A 15821-nucleotide genomic window follows, 5' to 3' on the forward strand; every position below is an offset into this window, starting at 1 on the left:
AGCTGAAATGAACGACTATATGAAAAACATTGTTGTATTGACCGGAGCTGGAATTTCTGCAGAAAGTGGATTAAAAACCTTTAGAGATGCCAATGGGTTATGGGAAGGTCATGATGTTATGGAGGTTGCCACCCCAGAAGGGTTCAATAAAAATCCGGAGTTAGTGCTTGAATTCTATAACCAACGCAGAAAGCAACTACTGACCGTTTCGCCCAACCAAGCCCATAGGGCACTGGTAAAGTTGGAGCAGCTCTACAATGTTACGATAGTTACCCAAAATGTCGATGATCTTCACGAAAGGGCCGGCAGTAGCCATGTTGTGCATCTTCATGGAGAATTATTAAAGGCCAGAAGCACAAAAAATCCACATGATATATTTTACTGTTCCAATAATATCTGCGTAGGTGACCTCTGCAAGAATGGCCATCAAATTAGACCACACATTGTTTGGTTTGGCGAAGCGGTACCATTATTGGAGGACGCCGTTGCGTATACCCAAATGGCAGATATTTTGATCATCATAGGAACTTCCATGCAAGTATATCCTGCCGCTGGTCTAATAGATTTTGCCAGACCGGAAACCCCTATATATTTTGTTGATCCCAATCCTGCTTTAAGCAGTGCAAAAAATTTAACCGTAATTTCCAAAAAAGCGGTAGAAGGGGTCCCTACTTTGGTAGCTTCCCTAATTGATAAATAACTCGAGTGCGCTTTACCCAATCTAAAATTTCATTTTTTTCAATTTCGGTCAGTGCGGCCTCACGGTGCAAATAGGTATATGAAGTCAATGGCATTTCTTCATTGCCCACCACCTCTTCAATTTCCTGTAACAAATGATTTTTTTTATCCAATGTATAGTGCTCCCATTTTGAAAAATTCAAATGTTCCTTACCTTCCTGTACATGGTCAGCGATCCAATAAGATATAGGCGCAATATTATTGTACCATGGGTAGGCCGTATTGTCACTATGACAATCAAAGCAAGAATTTTTAAGGGTATTTTTAAGGCTTTGTGACGGGTTCGTTTCCTTAGTAAAAATTACGGTATGATCACCTGGGGAAATATTTTTTGTAGGACTATAAAACTGCATGGCAACCAATATCAAAACCACGCCTAGGCTAATTTTTTTTAGTATTTTCATATTTGGGGGAAATATGAAATAAAGATACAATTTTATGACAAAGGAAATGCTTTGTAATGCTTTGAATTATGTCAATGCATTACGGGAGAAAAGAGGTGAAATGGCGGCAACCATTTTATCCCAACCCTCATTAATACCTTTGCTAATCGAAATTATGAAAGACGATAAGGCTCCGTTGTCCGCCAAGGCCAGTTGGGTCTTGGAATTTGTTGCCAAAGATGATATTCACCATATATTCCATAACATACAACCTTTTAAGGATGCTTTGCCTTATCTATCACTTGAATCTTCCATTAGGCCCGCATCCAAGATTTGTGAACTATTGGTAAGCTATCATTACGGCGACGGCCCAAAATACAAACTCACCAAAACAGAATTAAATACTATTGCAGAGGTAGCTTTTGATTGGTTGATAGGTGAGCATAAAGTGGCCACCAAAGCATATGCAATGACCACATTATTCTCACTAGGAAAAAGTATTGATTGGATACATCCAGAATTGGAGCAAATCTTGAAACTTAACTTTGAATATGGGAGTGCCGCTTATAAAGCCCGCGCAAGGATGACATTGAAAGCAATTGAAAAGCTTAAAAAGGACTAAGACATCTACCCGTATACCTAATTTTAAATAAATGCCCTTGTAACTTCTGCGCATAAGTGTTTTAAACTATAGCGCTAATAGGTATATTTGCCGCTTAATAATACAACCATTGATTATGTCTCTTAACGCACTTAATGCCATTTCTCCAATTGATGGCCGCTATAGCTCAAAAACCAAAGCACTATCTCCCTTTTTTTCTGAAGAAGCACTTATAAAGTACAGGGTTAGGGTAGAAATTGAATATTTCATAGCACTATGCGAAATACCATTGCCCCAATTGGCCGATTTTGATAGCAGTAAGTTCGAAGCGCTCAGAAAACTATATACAGATTTTTCTACCGCTGATGCACAAGAGATTAAGGAAATTGAAAAAACTACCAATCATGATGTCAAAGCTGTAGAATATTTTATAAAAAAAGCGTTCGATTCTTTGGGCTTGGCAAAGTATAAGGAATTTATCCATTTTGGATTGACATCCCAAGACATTAACAATACTGCTATTCCGTTATCGATCAAGGAAGCCATGAACGATGTTTATGTTCCCCAGTATCAAGAATTATTGGAGAAAATCAACGCCCTATCAGAAGAATGGAGCAATGTACCCATGCTTGCCAGAACACATGGGCAACCTGCATCCCCTACCCGTTTGGGCAAGGAAATTATGGTCTATGTAGTACGCTTAAAAGAGCAATTTAATTTATTGAACGATATCCCTAGCGCTGCAAAATTTGGTGGTGCTACAGGAAATTTTAATGCACATTTGGTGGCATACCCATCTATAGATTGGAGAACGTTTGGTCGCAATTTTGTTCAGGAAAAATTAGGTCTTCAACATTCATTTCCTACAACGCAAATAGAGCACTATGATCATATGGCCGCTTTATTTGATTGCCTTAAACGCATCAATACCATTGTCTTGGATTTAGATAGAGATTTTTGGACCTATGTTTCCATGGATTATTTTAAACAAAAAATTAAGGCTGGTGAAGTTGGCTCTTCCGCAATGCCGCATAAAGTGAACCCTATAGATTTTGAGAATTCCGAGGGTAATCTTGGTATTGCCAACGCTATTTTTGAACACCTATCTGCCAAACTACCCGTCTCCAGATTACAAAGAGATCTTACGGATAGTACCGTTCTACGTAATGTAGGAGTACCTTTTGCACATACGATGATCGCTTTTCAATCTACCCTAAAAGGATTGAACAAACTATTATTGAACAAAATAAAGTTTGAACAAGACCTTGAAAATAACTGGGCCGTAGTTGCAGAGGCAATACAGACTATATTAAGACGAGAAAGTTATCCTAATCCTTATGAAGCTTTAAAGGGTCTAACACGCACCAATGAAACTATAAATAAAAATTCCATTGCCAATTTTATCGATACTTTAGATGTATCCAATGAAATTAAAGAAGAGCTAAAACAGATTTCTCCAAGCAATTATACGGGAATTTAAGTCACTTTTAATTCAATTACATTTTTCTTTGGTTCATTTCGATTAAAGCTAATGATTTGACTTTCAAAATTTTAGTTTTGTGTTTTAACATTATTAATTAAACACAAAATTAAACGTATATGCAAGCAAATTTCTCAGTAGAAGAATCAGTTAGTAGTCTTTGGGAAAAATTAGGGGGCTGGTTAGATGCCATTATTTTAAAATTGCCAAATTTGATAATGGCAATTTTGGTCATGTTCTTATTTTATTTATTGGCCAGGGGAATACGTAAAGTTTTACGAAGAACCATCCTTAGGAAAATCTCTCAAGTATCCATACAGGAAATTATTGCAAAAGTCGTTTTCGTAACCATTATTTTAATAGGTTTTTTTATAGCACTTGGCGTATTGGACCTTGATAAAGTGCTTACCAGTATTTTGGCCGGTGCAGGTGTTGTTGGTCTGGCCATAGGTTTGGCCTTACAGGGTACACTTAGCAATACATTTGGCGGATTGATATTGTCCTTTATGCCTCAGCTTAAAATAAATGATTTTATAAAAGCAGACGGTGTATCTGGATTTGTTACCGAGATAAGTTTACGCAATATCATTATAAAACAACCGGACAATAATGTTGTGGTTATTCCAAATTCAAAATTTATTGACGGTTCCTTTACCAATTATTCCATGAACAACAGAAATAGAATTTTTGTTCATTGCGGTGTTGGTTATGAAAGTGATCTACAAATGGTGGAGGACTTGACAGTGAAGATTATCCAAGATAATTTTAAACAGAACGACGGGGAATCCGTAGAGTTCTTCTTTACTGAGTTTGGAGATAGCTCCATTAATTTTATGGTTCGGTTTTGGGCAGATTGTGTCAATGTAAAACAAGAACATGCCGCAAGACATAAGGCCATTAAATTGATCAAGACACATTTTGATGATCGGGAAATCAATATTCCGTTCCCAATACGTACCTTGGATTTTGGCAAGAACAGTCTACAAATGGTTAAAGACCAAGCATAAATAAAAAATCCCGTTGTAAAACTACAACGGGATTTTTATTAAAATTCAACTAATCTATTTATTAATTTGTACTTCATGTGGATAAGGTATTTCAATACCAGCTTTATCCAATGCATGTTTACTTCCTTCAACCGTAGCAAAAAATACATCCCAATAATCTTCTGGCTTACAAAAAGGTCTTACCACCAAGTTTACGGAACTATCTGCCAGTTCTGAAACATTAACCGACGGAGCCGGGTCTTTTAGCACTTTAGGGTTGGCCACCAACATCTCTAACAAAACTTCCTTGGTTTTTTTAAGATCAGAACCGTAATCCACACCTACCGTTGTATCTACCCTCATTTTACCTTCTGCTGTATAATTAATGATATTACCGTTGGCCATGGCTCCATTGGGTACAATAGCCAATTTGTTCTGTGGGGTAATTAATTTTGTGGTGAAAATTTCAATTTCCTTTACATTTCCCAAAACACCTTGTGCTTCGATCAAATCACCAATCTTGTAAGGTTTAAATATGATTAAAAGCACACCTCCTGCAAAATTGGACAGTGATCCCTGTAAAGCCAAACCTATGGCCAAACCTGCCGCTGCAATAACAGCTGCAAAACTGGTGGTTTCTACACCTAATACGGATATCACCGTAATAATCAAAAAGATGGTAAGTGCCCACTTTACCAAACTCAACAAAAATTTCTTTAAAGATTCATCGTAATCTTGGGCGGCCATTCCTTTTCTTATTACCCCTACCAATTTCTTTATAATCCATGAGCCTATCAAATACATTAAAATGGCCATAATTACTTTTGGCCCATATTCCAATACCAAATCAATTCCTTTGTCAATCCATACTTGTGCTTTCTCCATGTTTTTCAATTTTAGGTTGTTATTTATTGTTCTTATTTATAAGACACCATAAATTGTTTAAAGTCACTTTAAACACTCTCAACTGCGTTAACAAAAAAAGCCCGTTATCTAAAAATAACGGGCCGCTTATAGTTAAAACTCAAAAACTCAACCTTTAAAAAAACTTCCTAACTGTTCCAAGCCTTCTCCATTAAAGTCCGATTTTTCCATAGCTTGCAACAATTGAACGAAACTTGCGGGATTCATATTGTCACCCAAGACACGAACGAGAATCAACCCTTTTTCATCATTATCGCCGTAAATAACAATTTCGTCTATTGAATCGTCATCACCCTTTAATTGTATAGTGGCTTTACCAAAGGAGGTATTCATTTTCATTAATTCGCTAAAATCACCACCTTTTAAAATATTCTTTATCGCTACCTTTTGCGTTTCATAATCGGCCGCGTTCACTTCATTTTTCTTGAAGGCCAGAATATTTAGCTTTTTGAGAGAATTTGCGGTCTTTGCCTGGGTCTCGCTTAAATTGGCCTTTTCTACGTTTAATATACTTGCCGGGATATCAAATGACATAAAGTTGGGGTTTTCCGCATTTGCAACAAAATATTGCTGTAGGCTCTGTTCAGAAGAACACGAAGTAACTACCACGGCCAATAAAACGACCAAAATCCTTTTTATATTTTTCATACTACTCGGTTATTAAATGACAAAGGCCTTTCCCAAAAGGAAAAGACCTTATATCCTATTTTATCTATTTGCCCGATGCCTTGTTCAAATCCTTTGGCAAATTCATTTTATTGGTCAATGAACCAATTTTATTTAGATCAATATCACCGGTAAGACTTACCAATACGGTCTCCAATTTGCGACCATGATCACCGACCTCAACATTTTCCAAACCGGATACGAACATCAACAGTTCTGTGACATGGTCCTTTTTGGCTCCATCCCTAACATAGAATTTTACATTAACATCTTTATCCTTTACACGCATCAGTTCCTCAAGTTTAGAAGATTTAAGATATTTTTTAACGGTCGCCGTCATATCTGCCGAAACCCCGGCATCCTCTGTCATAAAGACCTTAACATTCTTTAATCCACTTGCGATGTCCATAAATTCCTTAGCTTCGGCATCATCGCTCATACCGCCAATTTTAGAGACCAGGTCTATCATCCCCTTATTAACGATTACGGAACCTACGTTGTCCATATTCTCGTATTTGTCGAATACAGATTGTGAAAAGCCCATTAAGGGTACCATTGCCATTAAAAATACTACTGCTACTTTTTTCATGATTGTTGTTTTTAGATCACTTCACTTAATTAGTTTCCATGATCGATTAATTGATGAATGTTAGTCGTTCATTTATGATGCGTTGTGTAAGGGCCACCATATCCTGAACTTGTTACTTATTTCCCTTATTTCCTGCTTTACCTAATTGATCGCCACCAGGTAAATCCATCTTATCGGTTAATTTTGAAACTGATTTTAAATTGATATCTCCTGTTAAGGACAATAGTACGGTTTCCAATTTTTTACCGTTGATATCAATATCCATTTCCTTCATGCCGGTCACGAACATTAGCAATTCCTTTACGTGATCACTATCCTTGCCTTCCTTGACATAGAATTTCACATTAGAACCGCCATCGCGTACGCGCATCAACTCTTCAAAAGATGAACTCTTTAACCGGTTGGTCACCCAATTATCCACGTCTTTGGAAATGGCCGGGTCCTCCGTTGTTATTACTTTAAAACTGGTGATTGAATTGACCAGTTCAAAAAACTCCTTTGCCTCTGGATCATCTGAACTTACACTCATTTTACCGAGCATCTGAAACATTTTTGGCTGCATGGCAACAAATGTTACCTTATCATTGTCCTCATACTTTTCAAAAATATCCTGTGCTTTAGAAAGTATTGGGGCCAATACCAACAGGGCCAATAGTATTATCTTTTTCATTTTATTTACTTTTTCGTTAAAAATTTATTCGTTGTTTTCTCAAATTCCTCTAAGTGATAGAGTTGCTCTGTGCCTTTATTGAAATTCATTGCCAATAACGCAAAGGCCTCTTTTGCGGACTCTATTTCCTCTTGGGTATACTCATCTGCCAAAGTTACCGGCGCCGGTGTAGGTTGATAAAAGTATAGCCCACATATAAAGACTGCAATTGCAGCTACAGAAACCCATTTTAAATACTCTTTTCTAGGTTTTAATGGGACCGGCTTTGTAAAGCGTTCTTTTTTTGCCTGGGTAAAATAATTGAACATAGGGGCATGCTGCGCTAAATGTGGTGCAACATCGTCACCTGAGAAATACGACCTTAACATTTCTTCCTCTGCTACTGTAGTGGTCGCTTCAAAATATTTCTCTATTAATCTTTCTATATTATGCAATTCCATAATTATGCTTTTCCATTAATTTTTCTCTTACCGTTTTTCTTGCCCTGGACAATGCAACCCGTATAGCTGTAGGTTTCATATCCAGTAATTTTTCTATTTCATCGTAATCATATTGTTCCACATCCCTTAATTGTAACACCATTTTCTGCTGTTCCGGCAACTCATCCATTATACGTTCTACCCAATTGACACTATCCTTAGCTTCTACCTCGTTCTGCAACGATGTGCTAGAATCCGTATAATTACTATGGACCAATTTTAAATTTCCAGCTTGTTTTGACTTTAATCTATCCAAACAAAAATTTTTGGTCATGGTCATGGCAAATGCCTCTACGTTATTATAGGATGTAATTTTACTTTTCTTGGACCATAATTTGATCAGTATCTCTTGCGTAGCATCCTCAGCTTCTTCCGTAGATACCAACAACCTTTTGGCCATGCGAAAAAGTTTATCCTTAAAAGGCATTACAATATTTAAAAACTCTGTTTGTTTCATTTTTGGTTTGGCTGTTCATAAGCTTGCTAACAGGCTTACAAAATGAAGACGAAGTAGAACGATTTTTGTTACAATTAATTTTTATTCTGATGACTTGTGAGTAAATTTAACATCTTAAAGCTTGTAAATTACGTACATAAATGAAAATGCATTTACTTAGGTGCTATACAAACATTCTATTTTTGGAATGTTTTTTGTTCTTTAGGTAAATATTCACTAAAAAAATTATTATGAAAAAATTTTTCCTGTCCCTACTGTGCCTAGGGTTAATTGCAACTTCTTGTAACAAAAATGACGACGACCCCATTATTGAAGAAGAAGAAAAAGAAGAGATTGAAACCCCCGTTGAGGAAGAAGAAGTTGTTGACATTGAAGTACAGAATTTTTTATGGCAGACCCTAAACCTGTATTATTTTTGGCAGGGTGAAGTTACGGATCTTGCGGATGACCGTTTTGATACACAAGCTGCTTATGAAGCCTATTTAACGGAAAATGATAATCCAGTAGACCTGTTGGAAAATAAGTTGCTTTTTTCCGAGGACAGATTTACCTTTTACGATGAAAATTATAGAGAATTGGTCAACAGTTCTGCAGGGGTATCCAAAAGTAACGGTCTACAATTTGGACTTTCCTTGATCGGCAATACGGATGATGTATTTGGTTATGTAGAATATATTATCAAAAACTCTGATGCAGCCGGTAAAGATATTAAAAGAGGTGATGTTTTTATTGGTGTTAACGGTACCCGGTTGAACAGGGATAATTATATTTCGCTTTTGTTCGGTGATAATGATACGTATACGCTTAACATGGCCGAAATAAATAATAATACCATAAGCCCTACCGATAAGGAAGTAACATTGACCAAGGTAGAAGGTTTGGTAGAAGACCCAATTCATGTTACTGAAATCATTACTGCTGGCGACAGGAAAATCGGCTATTTCATGTACAACCAGTTCGTTTCTGGTACGGAAGATGAAATGAACGCAATTTTTGCCGATTTTAGAGCGCAAAACATCACGGACTTGGTATTGGATTTAAGGTATAATCTTGGAGGTCGTGGCTCAACTGCCGCCGTATTGGCCAGTTTAATCTATGGTACCAATACCAACGACCTTTTTTATAGAACCAGGTACAATGATAAACTACAATCGCAATTTGACAGTAGTTTTACCGATAATTACTTTGTAGGCACTACAGGTACGCAAGATGGTAATAGCGATGCGGCATTGACATCTTTAAATTTACCTCAAGTATACATTATAGCAACAGGTAGCTCTGCCTCTGCCAGTGAATTGGTCATGGTAGGCCTTGAGCCATACATTAATGTGGTACACGTTGGTACGACCACCATAGGTAAAAACCAAGGTTCAGTCTTATTTGTAGATGACCCGGAAGGCGGTAATGTTTATGATCCAGAAAGAGAAGATCAAATTAACCCCAACGTGCAGTGGGGATTACAGCCTATAATAAGTAAAGTGGAGAACGCCAGTGGGTTTTCTGACTATTCAGAAGGTTTAAATCCAGATATTGAACTTGACGAAGATATTACCAACCTTGGAATTTTGGGAGATGCAAATGAGCCCCTATTGGCAAGGGCCATTCAGGAAATCGTTGGTCAAGGAGCCAAAAGAAATTTTGAGGTACAGATACCTGCAAACCTTATTTCCAGTTCTAAGCTTCATAATCCACGTAATGCCACGCTTTTGCTTAATAATGGTAGAATGCCTACCGGTGATCTACTATTGCCCAAAGAATAAATAAGGAATAGTTTAGTTTAAACATATATGAAAAAGAAATTTTTGGCGCTTCTCATCTTTTGCCTTGTACTATCATGCTCAAAGGATGAGGATTTAACTTTGCCCACTACGGTAGACCCAGATGGCTCCGCAGATGTAGAGGTACAGGATTTTATGTGGAAGGCCATGAACTTTTGGTATTTCTGGCAAGAAAATGTAGATGACCTTGCAGATGACCGGTTTACAAATACTACTGAAGGTAGGGCAGAATACACCGCATTTTTAGATTCTGAAAACAGTCCTGCTGCGTTCTTTGTAAACAAGCTTCAGTATATTGAGGACCGTTTTAGTTTTTACAACGATGATTATAGGGAACTCACCAATTCTTTAGCCGGTATTTCCAAGAGTAACGGATTGGAATATGGTCTGGTACGTTTTCAGGATAGTGAAGAACTGTTTGGTGTGGTTCGTTACGTTGTTCCCAACTCCAATGCTGCAACTACCAGCATCAAAAGGGGCGATTTGTTTACGGGAGTGGATGGACAAACATTGACCTTATCCAATTATCAGCAACTCTTATTTACTGGCAATGATACCTATACGTTGAATATGGCCGAATTTGCCAATGGCTCCATAAGCCCTACTGAAGAGGAAGTAGAACTTACCAAAGAAGAAGCTTTAGCGGAAAACCCGATTTTAATTTCCAAATCCTTTGAAATTGGCGGTGCCAATATTGGTTATATCATGTATAATCAATTTACCAACGAATATGATAATCAGTTATACAGTGCCATACAAGCCTTAAAATCAGCAGGTATTACAAGTTTGGTGATGGATTTAAGATATAATCCGGGTGGCTCGGTAAATACAACACGTTTGCTTGCAAGCATGATTTATGATACCAATACTTCTAATATTTTTTTAAGGAAAAGGTACAATGATAAATTGCAGGAGCAGTTTAACGATAGTCAGTTAGAAGTGTATTTTACGGACAAGATAGATGGTACCACCATTAATAGCTTAGGACTTGATAAATTATATGTGCTAACATCCGCTAGTTCTGCCTCGGCAAGTGAATTGTTGATCAATAGTTTGGAACCTTATATGGACGTTATTCAGATTGGGGATGTTACAAGAGGTAAGAACGAATTTTCAACCACTTTGGTAGATGATCGTGACAATTCCTATTTATATACACCATCAAGGGTTAATAAAATTAATCCTGACAATCAATGGGCCATACAGCCCTTAATAGGTAGAAACGAAAATACGGAAGGTTTCTTTGACTATACCTCTGGATTACAACCAGATATTTTTTTAAAGGAAGATTATGGCAATCTAGGTATTTTAGGTGATCAAAATGAACCTTTATTGGCAAGGGCCATACAGGAAATAACGTCAGAAACGGGCAAGCGCGATTTTACGGTCCATAACCCTGTAGATATCATCGGAAGTTCAAAAATGACAAATCCTATGAACAATAAAATGATCGATGATACCGTCTATGACCAATAGTTTTTATTTAACTTTAGTAAAGAAAAAAGGGCAGCTTATCAGCTGCCCTTTTTTTTGCTATAAATTTAGTTTAAACCCTAATCTTAAATTTAAACCTTTAGTCGTATAATCAACTAATTCTGTATATTCTGCATTCAAAAGATTATCAACACCTACAAAAGCCCCGAAATTATTTGAAAACTGATGTTTCACCTGAAGGTTTACCAATGAGAAACTATCTAAGTTTACATTGGTAAAGGTGGCAAAATCAGTATCGGTACGATCAGATACAAATTGATATGATGCGCCTAAAAATGTATTATTCGCAATAGTGTAACCAATTGTAGCGTTGACCTTGCTCTTTGGTATTCTCAACGCCAAACCTTCTTTAGAATTGGTATAAGTGTAGTTGGCGTCAATAGTTACATCTTTTGTTGGTACAGCAGAAAACCCTACTTCTACCCCATTAAAATGTGCTGTATCTGCCAAATTGCGATACTGACTTTCAAACGTATTTGGGTCTATGGTTACATAATCGATCCTATCATCTTCGGTTCTATTAAAATAAACCGCATTTATCATAAACCTATCTGAAAGTCTATATTCCAAACCTCCTTCAATAGTAGTATCCTCTTCAGGATTCAAATCTGGGTTTGCACCAAATGGTCCATATAGCTGTGATAAATTAGGCGCTATATATGAGGTAGCAAATGAACCTAAGAACTTCAGATATCCAGAATTAATATTTATTCTATATGATGGATTAAAATTGTAGATAAAATTAGAACCATAATCACTATGGTTATTTAAACGCACACCTGCATTTATGTTAATTCCACGCTTACCCACATACACAACATTTACATAAGGGTCTACTGTATTTGTGTTTTGCTCTTCACTGAACAAAGTCTGACTGTCAATATAATTCAGTCCTACAATAGTATGTATGTTTTCATTGAATGTATATTTATTGAAAACATCTAAAATATAAGACTGAGAATCGTATGCCGCGGGAAAGCTTGAAACAAAAGACCTGTCTATTTGATTAAACGCCGTATTTACATGGATACTTCCTTTTTCATACCTATACGTTGAAGCTAGACCAAAACGAGATTGCTCACCGGAAAACGAGAAATCGGCATCTTCAATTGGAAAACCGTTGTCATAATCACTGTTCAATTTATTATAAAATGCAGAAGCTGTAACGCCAAAACGTTCTGTAAATTGATAACCTACTTTCAAATTACCATCAACTCGTGAAAAAACATCTACTTCAGTACCAATAGCTGCAGATAGCCCATCGGTAAATTGATGTCCACCAGAAGCCAATACAGAGAGTTTTCCATGTTTTGCCGATACATTTACCGTATTGGAAAAATCAGAGATATTAAAATTTTGGTCATCCTGAGATTGGTTGGTTCCCATACTCGAAATCACATCCATAGAAAGTCCCTCTTTCTTCGCCTTTTTGGTAGTAATATTGATTACCGCAGTTGCCGCTGAATTACCATAAAGTGTACTTGCAGCTCCTTTTAAAATTTCAATGCTTTCGATTTGAGAAGTATTTAATAAACGTAAATCATACTCTGCACTGGTACCTGATGGGTCAGAAACCTGAATTCCATCAATTATAACCAATACCTGGCGGTTATTTCCTCCCCTAACATAGGTTGATAAATTTTGACCGGCATAACTTCTCGTACCATTTATTTCTATACCGCTTTTGGTATTGATGATTTCGGCAACGGACCTACCTTGATTTTGTTCCAATTCTTTTTGAGAAATGGAAATGACGGTTTTACCGGAATTTTCACGCTTTAGCTCAAATCGTGAATCACTCACCACGACCTCGTCTAGTTGTAAAATGTTGGATGAATCCTGTTCTTGTTGCGCTCCTACTTTAGCGCATAACAATACTGTGACCGTTGGCCACAAAAAATAATTTTTCATTCGTTTAAATTCATAAACGGGAGCATAGTATGTCTGTACCCATACGTAAACCTTTATCCCGAAAGTTTAACATTGTTGTTTGAATAAGGCAGGTCTCCTGACTCGTTTTATGTTATTTTGCCTTCCCATGTTCTATACCGGATTAGAAAACAAAGTGGCTATGCAGTAAATAACATCCTCTTAAACGAGGTACCAATTAAAACCTATTCGTCAATAGATGTGGTCGGTATAAACTTACAGTTGCGGGAACAGTTCCGGATTTACACCGGATTCCCTTTTAATTTCACTGCCATAAGCAGCGAAAACCAAAATTCACGGCGAAAATAAACATTTTGTTTAATCTTTCTAGGTAAACTTTTATAATACTACTTTTGAAAAATAGATATAAAATACAAATGCTTAAACAACTTCTCTTATTCGGTTACGTACTCTTTTTATGTGGATGTAAACAACAAAAGACAGAATCGCCGCCATTAGAAATAGCAGTTGAAAATGTAGCAATTAACCATGCAAATGGTTTTACAATAGAAAAACAAGCCTCTGGCATTACGATTCTTAAAATATTGGCACCTTGGCCAAATGCGGAAGCTTCTTTTACGTATGCATTGATTCCTAAAGGGAAACAAGCATTTATTTCGTTGGATAAAAATCAATATGACGCCATAATTTCCGTACCAATCGATAATATTGTAGTAACCTCAACTACCCATATACCTGCACTTGAAGCTTTAGGCGCACTAGACAAGCTTGTAGGATTCTCAGATACCAAATATGTTTCTTCTAAAGCCGCGCGAAAACGAATTGACGCTGGCCAAATCAAAGAACTTGGCATCAACGAAAGCTTAAACACAGAAGCTGTTTTAGCCCTTAAACCCGACTTGGTAGTGGGTTTTGCCGTTAGTGGAAGTAATAGCGCTTACGAAACATTACAACGCTCCCAGATACCCGTAATCTATAATGGTGATTGGGTAGAAGAAACACCATTGGGTAAAGCGGAATGGATTAAATTTTTAGCACCCTTCTTCAATAAAGAATCTGAAGCAAATGTCATTTTCGCTGAAATTGAAAAGACGTACCTCGATGCAAAAAAATTAGCAAAAACTGCACATACAACGCCCACTGTACTTAGCGGCGCAATGTATAAAGATGTATGGTATTTACCGGGTGGTAAAAGTTGGGCGGCAAATTTTCTTAAAGATGCCAACGCAAATTACTTATGGAAAGAAACTACTGATAGCGGTAGTCTATCCTTAAGTTGGGAAAATGTTCTACTCGAAGCCAAAACTGCAGAATATTGGATTGGACCTGCGCAGTTTAAGTCGTACACTGAAATGGAATCTTCAAGTGAACATTACCTACAGTTTGATGCATTTAAAAATAAAAAAGTATACACTTTTGCCAATACCATTGGTGAAACCGGTGGTAATCTGTATTATGAACTTGCACCTCAACGCCCTGATATTGTGTTGAAAGATTTAATTCATATTTTACATCCCGATCTTTTACCCGAGCATGAACCTTTCTTTTTTAAACCACTAAATTAATTGGTTAAACAACCTACATATAGTATCCATTTTATTGCTTTACTGATAGTATTGCTTATTTGTTTGGGCTTAAATATAAGTCTTGGTTCTGTCAGCATTTCGGTCATGGACACCATTAATGTTATTTTTGGTACCGATATTACCGATTCATCCACTTCGTATATTATTTGGAACTATCGTATACCAAAAGCCCTAACCGCCATTTTGGTTGGTAGTGGTCTGGCCTTAAGCGGTTTATTAATGCAAACCCTTTTCAGGAATCCACTTGCTGGCCCGTATGTTTTGGGTATCAGTTCCGGGGCAAGTTTAGGCGCAGCGTTATTGATTATGGGCTCCTCCCTATTTTCAGGAATTATGACGTTTTCCGCTTTTAACGATATTGCTTTGGCAGTTGCAGCTAGTACAGGTAGTTTTCTTGTGCTTTTAGTTGTGCTTACCGTAGCCGTTAAAATTAAAGATACCATGGCACTTCTTATTATTGGTTTAATGTTCGGCAGTATTACTAGTGCTATTGTAAGTGTACTCTCCTATTTTACAAAAGCTGAAAAATTACAACAATATATTTTTTGGGAATTTGGAAGTCTAGGTAATCTTACCTGGATGCAATTATCAATTCTGTGCCTTTGTACTTGCATAGGCATATTGTTAAGTATATTTTCCATTAAATCTCTCAACGCATATTTACTAGGTGAGAATTACGCAAAGAGTTTAGGAATCCATTTGAAAAAATCGCGTTATACCATTATCATTGCCACCGGACTTTTAGCCGGATGTATAACCGCATTTGCAGGACCCATAGCGTTTATTGGTCTAGCGGTACCCCATTTAACCCGACAACTATTTCACACAACCGACCATAAAATTTTAATACCAGCTGTTCTTTGTTGTGGCGCTATATTAATGTTGATTTGCGATACAATTGCGCAACTACCAGGTTCAATGAGCGTATTGCCCATTAACGCCATAACCAGCTTGTTTGGGGCTCCTGTAGTCATTTGGTTATTGGTCCGGAAAAAGAAAATGATGTTTTAATGCAAACGAGATAAAGTTATCAAAGATAAAAACACAAATAGCACACTGACTGTCAGTAATTTATCTATTGGATATGACAAAAAAGTCAT

Annotated in this window: 16 protein-coding genes and 1 riboswitch; of the genes, 8 read left to right on the plus strand and 8 right to left on the minus strand. The window is 37.0% G+C overall.

The window, feature by feature from the left end; all coding sequences use genetic code 11:
• The first annotated feature begins 19 nt into the window (after positions 1 to 19).
• Positions 20 to 700: an SIR2 family NAD-dependent protein deacylase gene (locus JM81_RS03540; RefSeq protein WP_144800708.1), complete on the plus strand. Its 681-nt coding sequence runs from the start codon at positions 20 to 22 to the stop codon at positions 698 to 700.
• Here JM81_RS03540 and JM81_RS03545 read toward each other — a convergent pair.
• Positions 669 to 1142 carry a heme-binding domain-containing protein gene (locus JM81_RS03545; protein WP_089260142.1) on the minus strand — a complete coding sequence of 158 codons (474 nt, stop codon included), beginning with the start codon at positions 1140 to 1142 and terminating at the stop codon, positions 669 to 671. The two genes, JM81_RS03540 and JM81_RS03545, sit on opposite strands and share 32 nt — an antisense overlap.
• Positions 1143 to 1176: 34 nt before the next feature.
• On the opposite strand from JM81_RS03545, the gene JM81_RS03550 reads away from it, so the two are divergent.
• From JM81_RS03550 to JM81_RS03560, 3 genes are all read left to right on the plus strand, one after another.
• Complete coding sequence (locus tag JM81_RS03550; protein ID WP_144800709.1) at positions 1177 to 1743, plus strand: adenylosuccinate lyase; 567 nt, start codon at positions 1177 to 1179, stop codon at positions 1741 to 1743.
• Between the two features lie 115 nt (positions 1744 to 1858).
• A complete protein-coding gene (gene purB, locus JM81_RS03555) occupies positions 1859 to 3202 on the plus strand; it encodes an adenylosuccinate lyase (RefSeq protein ID WP_144800710.1) in 1344 nt (447 codons plus the stop codon).
• Between the two features lie 119 nt (positions 3203 to 3321).
• On the plus strand, positions 3322 to 4209 hold the full coding sequence (locus JM81_RS03560; RefSeq protein WP_089260139.1) for a mechanosensitive ion channel family protein: 888 nt from the start codon (positions 3322 to 3324) through the stop codon (positions 4207 to 4209).
• A gap of 54 nt (positions 4210 to 4263) precedes the next feature.
• On the opposite strand, the gene JM81_RS03565 is transcribed toward JM81_RS03560, so the two are convergent.
• The 6 genes from JM81_RS03565 to JM81_RS03590 form a co-directional block, all read right to left on the minus strand.
• Positions 4264 to 5073 carry a mechanosensitive ion channel family protein gene (locus JM81_RS03565; protein ID WP_144800711.1) on the minus strand — a complete coding sequence of 270 codons (810 nt, stop codon included), beginning with the start codon at positions 5071 to 5073 and terminating at the stop codon, positions 4264 to 4266.
• Between the two features lie 147 nt (positions 5074 to 5220).
• Positions 5221 to 5760: a DUF4252 domain-containing protein gene (locus tag JM81_RS03570; RefSeq protein WP_144800712.1), complete on the minus strand. Its 540-nt coding sequence runs from the start codon at positions 5758 to 5760 to the stop codon at positions 5221 to 5223.
• A 64-nt stretch (positions 5761 to 5824) separates the two neighbouring features.
• The gene (locus JM81_RS03575) at positions 5825 to 6367 is read right to left on the minus strand and encodes a DUF4252 domain-containing protein (RefSeq protein WP_089260136.1); all 543 of its coding nucleotides are present in this window, start codon (positions 6365 to 6367) and stop codon (positions 5825 to 5827) included.
• 112 nt (positions 6368 to 6479) lie between these two features.
• Positions 6480 to 7037 carry a DUF4252 domain-containing protein gene (locus JM81_RS03580; protein ID WP_089260135.1) on the minus strand — a complete coding sequence of 186 codons (558 nt, stop codon included), beginning with the start codon at positions 7035 to 7037 and terminating at the stop codon, positions 6480 to 6482.
• A 5-nt stretch (positions 7038 to 7042) separates the two neighbouring features.
• Positions 7043 to 7477 carry a hypothetical protein gene (locus JM81_RS03585; protein ID WP_144800713.1) on the minus strand — a complete coding sequence of 145 codons (435 nt, stop codon included), beginning with the start codon at positions 7475 to 7477 and terminating at the stop codon, positions 7043 to 7045.
• The gene (locus JM81_RS03590) at positions 7464 to 7973 is read right to left on the minus strand and encodes an RNA polymerase sigma factor (protein WP_089260133.1); all 510 of its coding nucleotides are present in this window, start codon (positions 7971 to 7973) and stop codon (positions 7464 to 7466) included. The genes JM81_RS03585 and JM81_RS03590 overlap by 14 nt, the downstream gene beginning before the upstream one ends.
• A gap of 230 nt (positions 7974 to 8203) precedes the next feature.
• On the opposite strand from JM81_RS03590, the gene JM81_RS03595 reads away from it, so the two are divergent.
• Both JM81_RS03595 and JM81_RS03600 read left to right on the plus strand, forming a co-directional pair.
• Positions 8204 to 9733, plus strand: coding sequence for a S41 family peptidase (locus JM81_RS03595; RefSeq protein WP_144800714.1), 1530 nt, complete (start codon positions 8204 to 8206; stop codon positions 9731 to 9733).
• A 27-nt stretch (positions 9734 to 9760) separates the two neighbouring features.
• Positions 9761 to 11227: a S41 family peptidase gene (locus JM81_RS03600; protein ID WP_144800715.1), complete on the plus strand. Its 1467-nt coding sequence runs from the start codon at positions 9761 to 9763 to the stop codon at positions 11225 to 11227.
• 57 nt (positions 11228 to 11284) lie between these two features.
• Here JM81_RS03600 and JM81_RS03605 read toward each other — a convergent pair whose 3' ends face one another.
• On the minus strand, positions 11285 to 13156 hold the full coding sequence (locus tag JM81_RS03605) for a TonB-dependent receptor plug domain-containing protein (RefSeq protein ID WP_144800716.1): 1872 nt from the start codon (positions 13154 to 13156) through the stop codon (positions 11285 to 11287).
• 69 nt (positions 13157 to 13225) lie between these two features.
• A riboswitch (cobalamin riboswitch) is annotated at positions 13226 to 13481 on the minus strand.
• A gap of 70 nt (positions 13482 to 13551) precedes the next feature.
• Here JM81_RS03605 and JM81_RS03610 point away from each other — a divergent pair.
• Complete coding sequence (locus tag JM81_RS03610; RefSeq protein WP_144800717.1) at positions 13552 to 14700, plus strand: ABC transporter substrate-binding protein; 1149 nt, start codon at positions 13552 to 13554, stop codon at positions 14698 to 14700.
• Positions 14701 to 15732, plus strand: coding sequence for a FecCD family ABC transporter permease (locus JM81_RS03615; protein WP_144800718.1), 1032 nt, complete (start codon positions 14701 to 14703; stop codon positions 15730 to 15732).
• The last annotated feature ends 89 nt before the right edge of the window (positions 15733 to 15821 follow it).

It is taken from the genome of Maribacter sp. MAR_2009_72 (assembly GCF_007827235.1).
Classification (GTDB): domain Bacteria; phylum Bacteroidota; class Bacteroidia; order Flavobacteriales; family Flavobacteriaceae; genus Maribacter; species Maribacter sedimenticola.

Bases quoted from the DNA above. Each gene is read 5' to 3' on its own strand.
- JM81_RS03540 (WP_144800708.1), top strand. From the start codon at position 20: ATGAAAAACATTGTTGTATTGACCGGAGCTGGAATTTCTGCAGAAAGT.
- JM81_RS03545 (WP_089260142.1), bottom strand. From the start codon at position 1,142: ATGAAAATACTAAAAAAAATTAGCCTAGGCGTGGTTTTGATATTGGTT.
- JM81_RS03550 (WP_144800709.1), top strand. From the start codon at position 1,177: ATGACAAAGGAAATGCTTTGTAATGCTTTGAATTATGTCAATGCATTA.
- purB (WP_144800710.1), top strand. From the start codon at position 1,859: ATGTCTCTTAACGCACTTAATGCCATTTCTCCAATTGATGGCCGCTAT.
- JM81_RS03560 (WP_089260139.1), top strand. From the start codon at position 3,322: ATGCAAGCAAATTTCTCAGTAGAAGAATCAGTTAGTAGTCTTTGGGAA.
- JM81_RS03565 (WP_144800711.1), bottom strand. From the start codon at position 5,073: ATGGAGAAAGCACAAGTATGGATTGACAAAGGAATTGATTTGGTATTG.
- JM81_RS03570 (WP_144800712.1), bottom strand. From the start codon at position 5,760: ATGAAAAATATAAAAAGGATTTTGGTCGTTTTATTGGCCGTGGTAGTT.
- JM81_RS03575 (WP_089260136.1), bottom strand. From the start codon at position 6,367: ATGAAAAAAGTAGCAGTAGTATTTTTAATGGCAATGGTACCCTTAATG.
- JM81_RS03580 (WP_089260135.1), bottom strand. From the start codon at position 7,037: ATGAAAAAGATAATACTATTGGCCCTGTTGGTATTGGCCCCAATACTT.
- JM81_RS03585 (WP_144800713.1), bottom strand. From the start codon at position 7,477: ATGGAATTGCATAATATAGAAAGATTAATAGAGAAATATTTTGAAGCG.
- JM81_RS03590 (WP_089260133.1), bottom strand. From the start codon at position 7,973: ATGAAACAAACAGAGTTTTTAAATATTGTAATGCCTTTTAAGGATAAA.
- JM81_RS03595 (WP_144800714.1), top strand. From the start codon at position 8,204: ATGAAAAAATTTTTCCTGTCCCTACTGTGCCTAGGGTTAATTGCAACT.
- JM81_RS03600 (WP_144800715.1), top strand. From the start codon at position 9,761: ATGAAAAAGAAATTTTTGGCGCTTCTCATCTTTTGCCTTGTACTATCA.
- JM81_RS03605 (WP_144800716.1), bottom strand. From the start codon at position 13,156: ATGAAAAATTATTTTTTGTGGCCAACGGTCACAGTATTGTTATGCGCT.
- JM81_RS03610 (WP_144800717.1), top strand. From the start codon at position 13,552: ATGCTTAAACAACTTCTCTTATTCGGTTACGTACTCTTTTTATGTGGA.